The sequence below is a fragment of the Pontibacter rugosus genome (assembly GCF_042678745.1).
Taxonomy (GTDB): Bacteria; Bacteroidota; Bacteroidia; order Cytophagales; family Hymenobacteraceae; genus Pontibacter; species Pontibacter rugosus.
Genome location: NZ_JBHTLD010000150.1, coordinates 1 through 12,839, shown reverse-complemented (window position 1 = coordinate 12,839; position 12,839 = coordinate 1). Strand labels below are relative to the sequence as shown.

Below are 12,839 nucleotides of genomic sequence, written 5' to 3'. Positions count from 1 at the left end.
CCTTTTCAGGCCACCTTTTTTATTTATGCTGTGTAGGCTAATTATTTAGCAGACTCAGAGTTTGCGTTTTTCTGATCCTGAACTTCCTTACGGATGTCCTGAGCCATGTTTTTAAGGTCTTGCATGCCTTTACGTACACGGGTACCGGCTGCTGCGTTACCTTTGTCATAGAACTTTTCGAAGTCACCTTCCAGGGACATAACTAAGTCCTTCAGTTTGCTAAAGTTGTTGTTCATTAGAGCTACTGTTATTGTGAAACATTTGATTTTGTTGCTCTAATATACACATTAGTTACAAACAAGCAAAGATTAGCCAATTTTAATATAGGCCTCTAATGGCCATTAAGCCGTTACTGCCGGACTAGAGTACAAACCTTTATCTAGTTTTTGTGCAATTTTTTCAAAAGCTTCAATAGTTACACGTACATCCTCCAGTGTATGTGCAGCTGTAGGAATAAGGCGCAGCATGATGACATCTTTAGGAACAACCGGATAAACTACGATAGAGCAGAAAATGCTATAGTTCTCGCGTAGGTCAAGTGTAAGCTGAGTTGCATCAGGAATTTGTCCGTTCAGGAAAACCGGCGTAACCGGAGACTCTGTGGTGCCAATGTTAAAGCCTTTTTCTCTCAAGCCGCTTTGTAGCGCGTGTACCACCTCCCAAAGCTTGTCCTTTAGTTCTGGCTTGGTGCGCAGCAACTCCAGGCGCTTAAGTGCTCCTACTGTTAAAGGCATCGGCAGAGACTTAGCGAAAATTTGAGAACGCATGTTATAGCGCAGGTACTCCACCACTTGCTCGTTTGAAGATACGAAAGCCCCTATACTTGCCATAGACTTAGCAAATGTAGAGAAATAGATATCTATACCGTCCTGACAACCTAAATGCTCACCAGTACCAGCACCCGTAGCGCCCATTGTACCAAAACCATGGGCATCATCTACAAACAAACGGAAGTTAAATTTCTCTTTCAAAGCCACTACATCGCGCAGGTTGCCCAGGTTACCAGACATTCCGAATACACCTTCAGTAATCACAAGTATGGCACCACCTGTGTTCTCAGCCCAGCGAGTTGCGCGCTCCAGCTGTTTCTCAAGGCTTTCCATATCGTTATGGCTATACACAAAGCGCTTACCCTGGTGCAGTCGCACACCGTCAATAATGCAGGCGTGAGATTCAGCATCATACACAATCACATCGTGGCGGTCAACCAACGCATCTATAATAGATACTACACCCTGATATCCGAAATTTAAAAGCAGCGTATCTTCTTTCTTCACAAAGTCAGACAGTTCTGTTTCTAACTGCTCATGCATGTTAGAGTTCCCGGACATGATGCGTGCGCCCATCGGGTACGCCATCCCCCACTCAGCAGCAGCTTCTCCATCAACTTTACGAACCTCTGGGTGGTTTGCAAGGCCAAGGTAGTTGTTCAGGCTCCAGGTTAACACCTCTTTGCCTCTGAACTTCATGTGGGGTGCAATCTCACCTTCAAGCTTAGGAAATGTGAAATAACCATGCGCATAATGTGAGTGGCTGCCTAACGGACCTCTGTTGGTCAACAACTTTTCAAATAAATCCACTTGTGTAATAATTAGGTTATCGGGATATTTTCAAACTTAACTTTCGCATTATACATAATCCACCGAAATAAAGTATAACACTACGCAAAGTTATGGTTTCTTAGATTCATATACAATTCATGCGCTATACTCACAATCTCTTTTTAAGCCGTGATTTTTAACTTTGAGCTCAAAAGCTTTTCTTTGAAGTAAATTAAAACTTAGCTTCTGCATGAGAAAGATAAATAAGATCCTAGTAGCCAACCGTGGTGAGATAGCCTTACGTGTAATGCGCACTGCTAAAGAAATGGGTATTAAGACAGTAGCTGTTTACAGTGAAGCAGATCGCAATGCCCTACATGTACGTTTTGCCGATGAGGCCGTTTGTGTAGGCGGTCCTAAATCAAATGAGTCATACTTGCGCGGCGACGTGATTATTCAAGTATGTAAAGATTTAGGAGTAGATGCCATTCATCCAGGCTATGGATTTTTATCAGAAAACGCAGGCTTTGCCAAAGCGTCACAGGAAGCAGGCATAGTTTTCATCGGTCCATCGCCTGAAGCTATTGATTTGATGGGCAGCAAACTAGCGGCCAAAGCAGCAGTGGCTAAGTATAACATACCGATGGTACCTGGCACAGAGGAGGCTATCACAGATGTGGAAGCCGCTAAAGAAATTGCCACCCAAGTGGGTTTCCCTATCCTGATCAAAGCCAGTGCTGGTGGTGGTGGCAAGGGTATGCGTGTGGTTGAAAGCGTGGAGGTGTTTGAGGAGCAGATGCAATTGGCAGTAAGCGAGGCTACTTCAGCTTTTGGAGATGGCTCTGTATTCATTGAAAAATACATCGGCTCTCCACGCCACATTGAGATACAGGTGCTGGGTGACACGCATGGCAACATCGTGCATTTATTTGAACGTGAGTGTTCTATACAGCGCCGCCACCAGAAAGTAATTGAAGAGGCTCCTTCTTCCGTGCTTACTCCTGCCTTGCGGGAGGAAATGGGACGCAATGCCGTAAACGTAGCCAAAGCCTGTGATTATGTGGGAGCCGGCACGGTTGAGTTCTTGCTGGATGAAAACATGAACTTTTACTTCCTTGAAATGAACACCCGCCTGCAGGTAGAGCACCCTGTAACGGAGCAGATAACAGGATTAGATCTGGTAAAAGAGCAGATTTTAATTGCTGAAGGAAATCCTTTGCGCTTTAAACAGAAAGATCTTCAAATAAACGGCCACGCCTTAGAACTGCGTGTTTATGCTGAAGACCCTGCCAACAACTTTTTGCCAGACATCGGCACACTTGAAACTTACAAGCGCCCACAAGGCTTAGGTGTTCGTGTGGATGATGGTTTTGAGCAAGGTATGGAAATACCTATTTACTATGACCCTATGATTGCCAAGCTTGTAACCTTTGGCAAAGATCGTAAAGAAGCCATAGATAAGATGCTGCGTGCTATTGCTGAATATCAAATTACCGGAATTGAAACGACCTTGCCTTTTGGAAGTTATGTGCTGCAACACGAGGCTTTTGTGAGCGGTAACTTTGACACAAAGTTTATTGAGCGCTATTTTACGCCGGAAGCTCTTGAGGTAAAGCCGGATGAAGAAACAAATCAAATTGCTGTAGCGCTTGCAGCCATGCTAATGAACAAGCAAAAACCTGCAAAAGCTGATGTTACTGAGGCCAAGCAAGTAAACTCTAACTGGCGACGAAACAGAACGCTGTAAGATCATTTAAAGATTTAAGTATAAAAAGAAGGAGCGTAACCATATGGTTACGCTCCTTCTTTTTATACTTAAGTCAATACAAAATCAGTGCTACTGCTTGATTTTAAAGCATCTTAAGGCTTTTGCTTTTTAACAACTAGATAAGGTCAAATAAGTTTTTCACTCCTATATGACGTTCTTTTGTGAATCCTTCACCATAGGTAACCCCGATAGCATGCCCTAGTTCAAGTGCCCTTGCCTCCACAAATTTTAGAAATTCAGGTGAAGAGATATAGGTATTAGGCGATGAATCATCCGGGTTAAAAAACTGAGATTTGAAAGCTCGGATAGTCTCCATTTTCTTATCCCAGAATGGCGTTACATCCACTACTACATCTGGTGTAATCAACCGGTCCTGAATATAGTGGTAAACAACCTTTGGTCGCCACGCCTCCTGCTCCTTCCCAGCCTCATCCTGTGTTTTGATCATTTTAAGCCCTGCCTTGAAACATGATTCAGATACCAGGTCTGAGCCACGGCCATGGTCCGGATGCCGATCATACACAGCATTCATGATAACAATCTCCGGTCTATACTTTCGTATTTTCTCTATTACCTTCAGTTGATGCTCGCGGTCATTCTGAAAAAAACCATCCGCCATACCAAGATTGTCCCGAACACTTACTCCCATCACACGTGCGGCAGCCTCGGCTTCTTCTAAACGGATTTCTGCTGTGCCACGAGTACCTAGCTCTCCTTCGGTTAAATCAACAATGCCTACTTGTTTGCCAGCGGCAATATGCGCAATCAACGTTCCGGAACAACCTAACTCTATATCATCTGGGTGAGATGCAAATGCAAGTATATCTAATTTCATGGTTTTCTTAATTTACCTAATGCGCAACGACTTGCCCACTCTTAAAGTGGTACGTGCGCTTATACCGTTTAAGCGGGTCAATTGGCTAACGGATACACCGTATTTCTTGGCTATACCAGATAACGTGTCTCCGCTGCGTACTTTATGGTAAGCTGCTCTCCTGCCACTACTGGCTGTGCCGCTCTTAGCACGGTTATAATAATTGAAGACGGCTGAGGTAATCTGATAGCTCTCCCCTTTAAGCAGGTAATCAGGAAAATCATACAGGTTCTCAGGATCCATCGGGTTGCCCTGGTAACGCACTTCATAATGCAGATGCGGACCAGAGCTTCGGCCGGTGCTTCCACCAAGGCCTATCAGCTCACCTGCCTTCACGAAATCACCGGGCTGAGCTATAGCTTTGCTCATGTGTCCGTATAAGGTCTCTAAGCCGTTGTAATGGCGCACTACGATGTAATTGCCATATCCACCGCCGTCCCACTTGTTAATGCGTACCACCCCATCAAAAGCAGCAAAAATAGAATCTCCTGTGTCCAGGTCTATGTCTGTGCCATAGTGCCAGCGCGACCCCCTGTGTCCGAAATGACTGGTTATCGGTGTCTTTATCAAAGGCATTTTATAATTCCGATTTTGCTTTGGGTCGTACAGCTTTATGTCTACAGTGTCTTTTAACTGGCGGCCATCCATGCGGTATGGGTTGATGTTTCGGGTATCCCAAATCGCATAGTAGCCGGCAATCTTAATCCAGGTAGAGTCTACAAGCACCTCTTCCGACATCTCCACAATATGCTGCTCTCCAAGGTCTAGCTCGGTAGTGTCTTCGCTAACTATGGAAAGCTGCTTTTTCGGGTTAAAGAAGATAGACTGGTCAGCGTCTGAATCATCATCCGGAAAATCCTCATACTTGATCAGGATCGTCGTATCCGGACGGACATAGTCTATTTTAGGAGTTTTAACCTTAAACAGGTCTTTTACTTTTCCTTGTGCCATAGCACCACCCGCACACCATATCAAACACAAGCAGGTAAGCAGGAAAAATAAAGAGGCTTTTCTTTTAAACATTTGGCATCAAAAAGGTTGGCTGTGCTGCCTTCCCGCAACACTTCATTCGCTAAATAAAACAGCAGCACAGCCATATTTATTGTGATACACCTGGCAACAACTATAAGAAATAGTATGGCCAGGAGCTTTTTTGCATCTGTACTCTAATGCAAGCCCTTGGCTGCCAGATAACGCTCTGCATCAAGTGCGGCCATACAACCTGATCCAGCTGCAGTTACGGCCTGGCGGTATGTAAAGTCCTGTACATCACCACAGGCAAATACGCCATCTATATTAGTTTTTGAACTTCCAGGAATCGTGCGGATATACCCATTCTCATCCAGGTTCAGGAAATCTTTGAATATACCAGAATTTGGCTCGTGCCCAATGGCCACAAAGAAACCTTTGACAGCAACCTCACGCATTTCATTGGTAAGCACATTCTTCAAACGAACGGCTTCTACTTCTTTCTCACCAAGAATTTCGTCTGTTACAGTATTCCAAAGCACTTCTATATTTTTCGTGTTTAGCACACGCTCCTGCATAATGGTGGAGGCACGCATTTCGCCACGGCGAACCACCATATATACCTTGCTGCACAGGTTAGATAAATAAGTAGCCTCTTCAGCAGCCGTATCCCCAGCTCCCACTATCACGACCTCCTGTCCACGGTAAAAGAAACCATCACAAACGGCACAGGCAGACACACCACTGCCATTCAGCCTTGCCTCCGACTCTAGACCCAGCCATTTGGCAGAAGCGCCTGTTGAGATGATCACAGTATCTGCTTCGATAGTCTTTTGATCGTCTATTACTACTTTGTGCGGTTGCCCGGAAAAATCAACAGAAGTGGCTATGCCATAACGCACATCTGTGCCAAATCGCTCAGCCTGCTTCTTAAAGTCTTCCATCATTTGAGGCCCCATAACTCCCTCTGGGTAACCAGGATAATTTTCTACATCGTTGGTAATGGTAAGCTGTCCGCCTGGCTGAAGGCCTTGATATAAAACAGGGCTAAGTCCAGCTCTGGAGGCATAAATAGCTGCCGTATAACCGGCAGGTCCTGAACCGATGATGAGGCATTTCACTTTTTCTATTTCCATTTCTATTTTAGTCTATAAGAAATCAGGTTGCAAGTATACAAAAAATCCGGGCCTATGCCTGCATTCAGCACTGCAAAAAGCCGTAGTTAAGGTGTAAACAAAAAAAGCCCCGGCTTGTTGGCCAGGGCTTTTGCTTACTGTCTAATGCAATTAACCTAAGTATGGCTTTAATGCTTTGCTTCTGGATGTATGGCGAAGTCTGCGGATTGCTTTCTCCTTGATTTGGCGTACACGCTCACGGGTTAAGTTAAACTTCTCTCCTATTTCTTCTAAAGTTAGGGAGTGTTCTCCGTTCAATCCAAAGTATAAGGTGATAACGTCTGCTTCTCGTTTAGTAAGCGTTGATAAAGCACGCTGTACCTCTTTGCGAAGCGAGTCGTTCATCAGGCCAGTGTCCGGCGATTCCTCATCGTCGTTCTCCAGCACGTCCAACAATCGGTTTTCTTCACCTTGTACAAACGGTGCATCCACAGACACGTGGCGACCCGATATTTTAAGTGTGTCTACAACTTCAGCCGTAGTCAGCTCCAGTACTTCAGCAATTTCTTCAGGCGATGGCTCACGCTCAAACTTTTGTTCCAGCTCAGAGAATGATTTAGATATCTTGTTCAGCGAGCCTACGCGGTTTAGCGGCAAACGAACAATACGCGACTGCTCGGCCAAGGCCTGTAGGATTGACTGACGGATCCACCAAACTGCGTATGAGATAAACTTGAAACCTCTTGTCTCGTCGAATCTTTTGGCTGCTTTAATCAAACCTAAGTTACCCTCGTTGATAAGGTCGCCTAAGGATAGGCCCTGGTTCTGATACTGCTTTGCCACTGATACCACAAAACGCAGGTTAGCCTTTGTTAACTTCTCAAGTGCAAACTGATCTCCCTCTCTAATTCTCTGTGCCAGCGACACCTCTTCATCAGGAGTAAGCAAATCTACTTTACCAATCTCCTGTAGATACTTATCCAGTGATTGGCTCTCACGGTTCGTAATCTGTTTGCTTATCTTGAGTTGTCTCATCAGAGTATATTGTTATTCTAAAATTTTTGTGAAAACTTGTTTTTGGCTCGGTGTCTTAACATAAGAAAATCGTGCAAAGTTCTTATATCTTCATATTAAAGTCAAGATACTTTAACTAACCGATCAAAGTTAAAACTCCTGGCACCTGTAGAGCCATAAGGCTCAGGTACCAAGAGTTATTTAACTTTAGCAGGACTATTGATTTTGTTCTGCGCCTGGCTTAGGCAAAAGGGCTTTGCGAGACAGCTTGAACTTGCCTGTTTTCTTATCAACATCGATAAGCTTCACTTTAATTTCTTCACCGATCTCAAGCACGCCTTCCATTGTTTCAACACGCTCATGCTTAATTTCAGAGATATGTAGTAAGCCATCTTTACCCGGCATGAATTCAACAAAGGCACCATAAGGCTGGATAGACTTAACTTTACCAATGTATTCTTCTCCCATTTCAGGTTGAGCTGCAATACCTTTGATTTTAGCAACAGCCTGGTCCATTGACTCTTGGTTGCTGGCAAAGATATTTACATGGCCCTTCTCATTTTTCTCTTCAATAATGATGGTAGCACCCGTGTCTTTCTGAATCTGCTGGATCACTTTACCACCCGGTCCGATGATAGCACCGATAAATTCTTTATCGATTACAATATTAAACGAACGTGGCGTGTGAGGCTTATAATCAGTATTAGGAGCAGAAAGGGTTTTAGACATTTCGTTCAGGATGTGCAAACGACCTGCATTAGCCTGCTGAAGCGCCTGGCTAAGTACCTCGTAAGACAATCCCTGTACTTTGATATCCATCTGGCAGGCAGTGATACCTTTATTTGTACCAGCTACTTTGAAGTCCATATCTCCTAAATGATCTTCATCACCTAAGATGTCAGACAAAACAGCAAATTTGCCTGTTGCCTCATCTGTGATAAGCCCCATCGCAATACCAGAAACACCAGCTTTGATAGGTACACCAGCATCCATCAAGGCTAAGCTACCGGCGCATACCGTTGCCATAGAAGATGAACCGTTTGATTCCAGGATGTCAGAAACAATACGAATGGTATAAGGATTCTCTGCCTCAGAAGGAAGCACTTTTTTAAGAGCACGTAAAGCCAGGTTACCGTGTCCAACCTCACGACGGCCAGGACCTCTGTTTGGTCTTACCTCGCCTGTTGAGAAAGCAGGGAAGTTATAGTGCAGTAAGAATTTGTTAGTACCAGATACCATAGCGCTGTCAATCATCTGCTCATCCAGCTTAGTACCAAGTGTAACAGTAGTCAAAGACTGCGTTTCGCCACGGGTAAATACGGCAGAACCATGAGTTGCAGGCAAGTAATTAACCTCTGACCAGATGGGGCGGATTTCATCCAACTGACGACCATCCAGACGTACACGATCCTCTAAGATCATTTTACGCACTGCTTCTTTCTCTACATCGTGGTAGTAAACTTTGATAAGGTTTACATCATATGTATGGTCTTCACCAAGGGAAGCGATGAACTCGTCTCTTACTTCTTTAAAACCTTCAGAACGCTCTGCTTTGTTAGCGCGGCCTCTTTTTGCTACTTCATATGCTTTGTCATACGTAGCTTCGTATATTTTCTGGCGAAGTTCTTCGTCATGTGTTTCATGCGAGTACTCACGCTTCACCGTTTTGCCAACCATTTCAGCTAGCTCAAGCTGCACCTGGCACTGTACTTTGATGGCATCGTGTGCATACTGAATTGCTTCCAGCATCTCGGCTTCTGACACTTCGTTCATCTCGCCCTCTACCATCACAACGCTATCCATAGAAGCACCTACCATCAATTCGATGTCAGCACGCTGCAGATCTGTTACGCTTGGGTTAATTACCAGCTTTCCATCAACACGCGCTACACGTACTTCAGAAATAGGGCCGTTGAAAGGAATATCAGACACGGCAAGCGCAGCAGAAGCCGCAAGTGCTGCCAAAGCATCCGGCATAATATCTGTATCAGCAGATATTAAATTTATAGTCATTTGAGTTTCCGCGTGATAGTCTTGCGGGAACAGCGGACGCAGTACACGGTCTACTAAACGGGAAACTAATATTTCATAGTCAGATAATCTGGCTTCTCTACGCAGGAAACCTCCGGGAATCTTGCCTGAAGAGGCGAATTTCTCCTGGTAATCTACTGAAAGTGGAAGGAAATCAACTCCTTCACGTGCATCTTTGTTTGACACAACGGCTGCCAATAGCATGGTGTTACCCATTTTCACTACGACAGATCCGTCAGCCTGCTTTGCTAGTTTACCAGTTTCAATGGTGATCTCCCGGCCATCCGGAAGAATAATGGATTTGCTAATCGCGTTGTATGACATCTTCAATTTTCTTTATCATCAAAAAAGACAGCGCTACCCTTTGCAACACTGTCGGTACTGGCAATTTATAGGAAGGGGTAGTAAAAAAGATTAGGGAATCCGTTATATGAATTCCCTAATACAATTTTATAAGCTTACTTACGAATACCTAGCTGGCCGATGATAGCTCTGTATCGCTCGATATCGTTTTTCATGAGGTAGTTTAGAAGTCTTCTTCTTTTACCTACCAGCTTTAAAAGACCTAGACGGGTGCTAAAGTCTTTTTTGTGGATCTTCAGGTGTTCAGTAAGGTCAGCGATGCGCGTTGTAAAAAGTGCGATCTGAGACTCAGGAGAACCTGTGTCAGTCGTTGCCTTGTTGAAACCGTGCTTTTCGAAAATCTCTTGTTTCGCTTCAGTGGTTAATCTCATTGCGTAAAAATATCAATCTGTTTTATCTTGCAAAGCTTGCTATACAAGCCACAAAGGTATGTGATTTACTTTTACAAAAAAAACTTTTAGCAAATCTTTATATAGTGGAATTACATTTTATTCCTGCGCAGGCGTGCCATCAGTTTACGCCAGAAATCAAATTCAAGTAAACTTGAGTCGTTGCGAGCCTGGTACAGAAAGAATAATCCGACAGGAAGCAATATCAGGTTTGCCGCCCACATACCGGCACCTACAGATACGAGTCCCTCGCGCCCCCACTTCTCCCCTAATATAGTCATGACATACATAACAATAAAGAAGGCAATTGAAATAACCACCGGCACTCCCATACCACCTTTTTTGATGATGGCGCCTAAGGGTGCTCCGATCATGAACATCACAATGATAGAAAAGGACTGGGTATACTTGCGCCAAATCTCCACCTCATAGTTATTTGCTTCGCGAACCGTGTTTTTAACACGCTCAACATAGCTACTTGTAAAGCTTTTTATATTTCTTGCCTTGTTTGTAGCTAGCAGCAGCGCATCATGTGTTGGAGCAGGTAATTCGCGCTCTACTTTTTTCTCCATCAAACGCAGGCCATTCTTAACCTGGCCAGTATCTGCCTTAAAATACATGTAGAACGGATCTACATTGGGAGCATAAAGGCTTTTATCACGTTCAGAATAGCGTTTTAAGGAATCCGTCACAACCTCCAGTTCGTTAATATTCTTCATCATCTTATTATCAGAGAAGAGTTCTTCACGTGTACGGTCAAAATCAAAAGAGGCCATACTTAGCATGAGTTTGCTTTTATCAAATTCCTGCCGCACAAACTGTTCGTTTGAACTTCGGAAAGAAGCATCGTTCTGATCTACATAGGTATTACCATCAAACAGCTCAAGCACCAGGTAAGTATCATCATAGTCCATGTACATTTCACCTGAGTCAGCAAGTATAACGGTAGTGTTGGTGCCTCCTTTGGAGTGGTCATAAATCATGACGTCACGTAACGTCCGCCCCTCGTTCATTTTCTCGTTAACCTTTATACTATAGCCAGGAATGCCATTGTAGAAAGCGCCTTCCTTAAAGTTCATAGCAGGTTTCTTCTGCCTTATATCCCACAGAAGGCTGTAAGCCTTTAGGTTTGCCTTCGGAACAGTATAGTTGTTAAAGAAGAAGGCTCCTACAGTAATCAGCATAACAGCCAACAGCACGGGCCGCAGCACACGTGTAAGCGCTATACCAGAAGATTTTATTGCCGTCAGTTCATGATGCTCGCCCAAGGAGCCAAAAGTCATTAGAGAGGACACAAGCACAGCTAAGGGCAAAGCGACCGGAGCCATACTTATGCTAAAGTATAAGAGCAGCTCGGCAAAAACATCCCCCCCAAGGTTCTTGCCAACCAGCTCATCCAGGTATTTGAGCATATACTGCGTTAAAAGTATAAACTCAACGACGGAGAAAGTAAGTAGGAAAGGGCCGAAAAAAGCCCGCAGTATCAGCTTATCAATTTTCTTCATGCGCAATTATGTAGACGGCCTGCTAGTTTCGTTGCCGCCCTTGTATGGCATTAGTCTGCAATAACCATGCAAAGATAAGCACTATCTTGGGCAAACCTCCTACCCTCCTACTAATTCACGCAAATTCTGCATCAGGTTATCCCATAGCTCCTCCATTTCTTCCTCATCTTCTTCATCAGAGTAGTCTACCACCTTCAAAAACTGCTCCTGTGTCAGTTCGCTTGCTTCAATGGTAAAATCTATATAGGGAGCATCTGGCATATGTTCTCTTTTCTCATTTAAAAACAGAAAACGGGCAGAGCGGTTAACGCGCTGACTTGTTAACTCTGCATAATGGTCTTTGCCGTCCCAAACGAATTTGTACTGTTTTTCACTGTTCACAGTCGCTTCATCGCAAAACCATTCGGCCAGTCCGCTTGGTGTGCTTAGGTAAGGGTAAAGTAGTTTGGCAGAAGCATTGATAGAATACTCACGCACAAATTTAGTCTTCGTAGCTTTGGTCATACGCCATGGTCTATGTGTCTGAGTAATTATAGCACTAATTATCTGAACTTCGTATATTTAGAAAATAAAATATTTTTTTTCTGAAAAGTGACTTGCATCTTTCAAAAACTTCCTGCTATATTTGCACCACAATTCGGCGGGGTAGCTCAGATGGTTAGAGCGCAGGATTCATAACCCTGAGGTCGGCAGTTCGATTCTGCTCCCCGCTACAGATAAAAGGCTTGCAGTATTAACTGCAAGCCTTTCTTGTTTTTGAAGCAAATAATTAAGAAAGTCGTTCCTTCCTAGGCTTCTCCCGTAAAAATCCAGCTTACTCTTCAAGCCATACCGTATTCCATTAGCTGATCTTTGCCTCCTTTTGCAGAAGGCTCAACTTAAATAAGAAGTATCAGCAGATTATACCGAAACTTACAGCTTATTGAATACACATATAGCCTGCAAATAAAACTCATAATACCTACAGCCGCTTTTAAACTAAAGAAGCCACACCCAAAAGGTGTGGCTTCTCGTTCATATAACAGCCACAAATAAACTACTTGTGGCTCCCCCGTTATCAATTAATTATCTACGTGCACTATCCTTCAAAAAGGTAGGCTTACTCATTGGTTTAACCTTATGGCTTGCATAGGCAGGACAAGAAGATTGCGATTGGCAGGATGAGAAAATAGCCACCGCAAAAATGAATAAGAAAAGTTTTGGTAAAAATGTTTTCATAAATTTTTTATGTAGTTGATGATGTTTGTTTTAGCAAAAAATAATATTTACC

Annotated in this window: 11 protein-coding genes and 1 tRNA gene; 2 read left to right on the top strand and 10 right to left on the bottom strand. The window is 43.8% G+C overall.

Annotated elements, in window-relative coordinates; genetic code table 11:
• Positions 1-41: 41 nt before the first annotated feature.
• Together ACFQ2O_RS15030 and ACFQ2O_RS15025 are read right to left on the bottom strand one after the other, a co-directional pair.
• Positions 42-236: a histone H1 gene (locus ACFQ2O_RS15030; RefSeq protein ID WP_377529235.1), complete on the bottom strand. Its 195-nt coding sequence runs from the start codon at positions 234-236 to the stop codon at positions 42-44.
• 105 nt (positions 237-341) lie between these two features.
• Positions 342-1,580, bottom strand: a complete 1,239-nt coding sequence (locus ACFQ2O_RS15025; RefSeq protein ID WP_377529231.1) for an aminotransferase class I/II-fold pyridoxal phosphate-dependent enzyme — start codon at positions 1,578-1,580, stop codon at positions 342-344.
• A 211-nt stretch (positions 1,581-1,791) separates the two neighbouring features.
• Here ACFQ2O_RS15025 and accC point away from each other — a divergent pair, with 211 nt between their 5' ends.
• Positions 1,792-3,288, top strand: a complete 1,497-nt coding sequence (accC, locus tag ACFQ2O_RS15020; RefSeq protein WP_377529228.1) for an acetyl-CoA carboxylase biotin carboxylase subunit — start codon at positions 1,792-1,794, stop codon at positions 3,286-3,288.
• Between the two features lie 136 nt (positions 3,289-3,424).
• On the opposite strand, the gene bshB1 is transcribed toward accC, so the two are convergent.
• From bshB1 to ACFQ2O_RS14980, 8 genes are all read right to left on the bottom strand, one after another.
• Complete coding sequence (gene bshB1, locus ACFQ2O_RS15015; RefSeq protein WP_377529224.1) at positions 3,425-4,144, bottom strand: bacillithiol biosynthesis deacetylase BshB1; 720 nt, start codon at positions 4,142-4,144, stop codon at positions 3,425-3,427.
• Positions 4,145-4,156: 12 nt separating this feature from the next.
• Positions 4,157-5,134: a peptidoglycan DD-metalloendopeptidase family protein gene (locus tag ACFQ2O_RS15010; RefSeq protein WP_377529221.1), complete on the bottom strand. Its 978-nt coding sequence runs from the start codon at positions 5,132-5,134 to the stop codon at positions 4,157-4,159.
• Between the two features lie 215 nt (positions 5,135-5,349).
• Entirely contained in the window at positions 5,350-6,288 is a 939-nt protein-coding gene (gene trxB, locus ACFQ2O_RS15005; RefSeq protein ID WP_377529217.1) for a thioredoxin-disulfide reductase, read from the bottom strand.
• 150 nt (positions 6,289-6,438) lie between these two features.
• A complete protein-coding gene (locus tag ACFQ2O_RS15000; protein ID WP_068839777.1) occupies positions 6,439-7,302 on the bottom strand; it encodes a sigma-70 family RNA polymerase sigma factor in 864 nt (287 codons plus the stop codon).
• A gap of 195 nt (positions 7,303-7,497) precedes the next feature.
• Entirely contained in the window at positions 7,498-9,636 is a 2,139-nt protein-coding gene (gene pnp, locus ACFQ2O_RS14995) for a polyribonucleotide nucleotidyltransferase (protein ID WP_377529215.1), read from the bottom strand.
• A gap of 134 nt (positions 9,637-9,770) precedes the next feature.
• Complete coding sequence (gene rpsO, locus ACFQ2O_RS14990) at positions 9,771-10,046, bottom strand: 30S ribosomal protein S15 (protein WP_377529212.1); 276 nt, start codon at positions 10,044-10,046, stop codon at positions 9,771-9,773.
• A 110-nt stretch (positions 10,047-10,156) separates the two neighbouring features.
• The gene (locus ACFQ2O_RS14985; RefSeq protein WP_377529208.1) at positions 10,157-11,569 is read right to left on the bottom strand and encodes an LptF/LptG family permease; all 1,413 of its coding nucleotides are present in this window, start codon (positions 11,567-11,569) and stop codon (positions 10,157-10,159) included.
• Between the two features lie 99 nt (positions 11,570-11,668).
• Entirely contained in the window at positions 11,669-12,073 is a 405-nt protein-coding gene (locus ACFQ2O_RS14980; protein WP_377529205.1) for an START-like domain-containing protein, read from the bottom strand.
• A gap of 135 nt (positions 12,074-12,208) precedes the next feature.
• On the opposite strand from ACFQ2O_RS14980, the gene ACFQ2O_RS14975 reads away from it, so the two are divergent.
• Positions 12,209-12,282, top strand: a tRNA-Met gene (locus ACFQ2O_RS14975).
• Positions 12,283-12,839: the final 557 nt, after the last annotated feature.

What these genes read in the sequence shown, in the direction of transcription:
- ACFQ2O_RS15030 (WP_377529235.1), bottom strand. Translation starts at nt 236, where the DNA reads ATGAACAACAACTTTAGCAAACTGAAGGACTTAGTTATGTCCCTGGAA.
- accC (WP_377529228.1), top strand. Translation starts at nt 1,792, where the DNA reads ATGAGAAAGATAAATAAGATCCTAGTAGCCAACCGTGGTGAGATAGCC.
- bshB1 (WP_377529224.1), bottom strand. Translation starts at nt 4,144, where the DNA reads ATGAAATTAGATATACTTGCATTTGCATCTCACCCAGATGATATAGAG.
- ACFQ2O_RS15010 (WP_377529221.1), bottom strand. Translation starts at nt 5,134, where the DNA reads ATGGCACAAGGAAAAGTAAAAGACCTGTTTAAGGTTAAAACTCCTAAA.
- trxB (WP_377529217.1), bottom strand. Translation starts at nt 6,288, where the DNA reads ATGGAAATAGAAAAAGTGAAATGCCTCATCATCGGTTCAGGACCTGCC.
- ACFQ2O_RS15000 (WP_068839777.1), bottom strand. Translation starts at nt 7,302, where the DNA reads ATGAGACAACTCAAGATAAGCAAACAGATTACGAACCGTGAGAGCCAA.
- pnp (WP_377529215.1), bottom strand. Translation starts at nt 9,636, where the DNA reads ATGTCATACAACGCGATTAGCAAATCCATTATTCTTCCGGATGGCCGG.
- rpsO (WP_377529212.1), bottom strand. Translation starts at nt 10,046, where the DNA reads ATGAGATTAACCACTGAAGCGAAACAAGAGATTTTCGAAAAGCACGGT.
- ACFQ2O_RS14985 (WP_377529208.1), bottom strand. Translation starts at nt 11,569, where the DNA reads ATGAAGAAAATTGATAAGCTGATACTGCGGGCTTTTTTCGGCCCTTTC.
- ACFQ2O_RS14980 (WP_377529205.1), bottom strand. Translation starts at nt 12,073, where the DNA reads ATGACCAAAGCTACGAAGACTAAATTTGTGCGTGAGTATTCTATCAAT.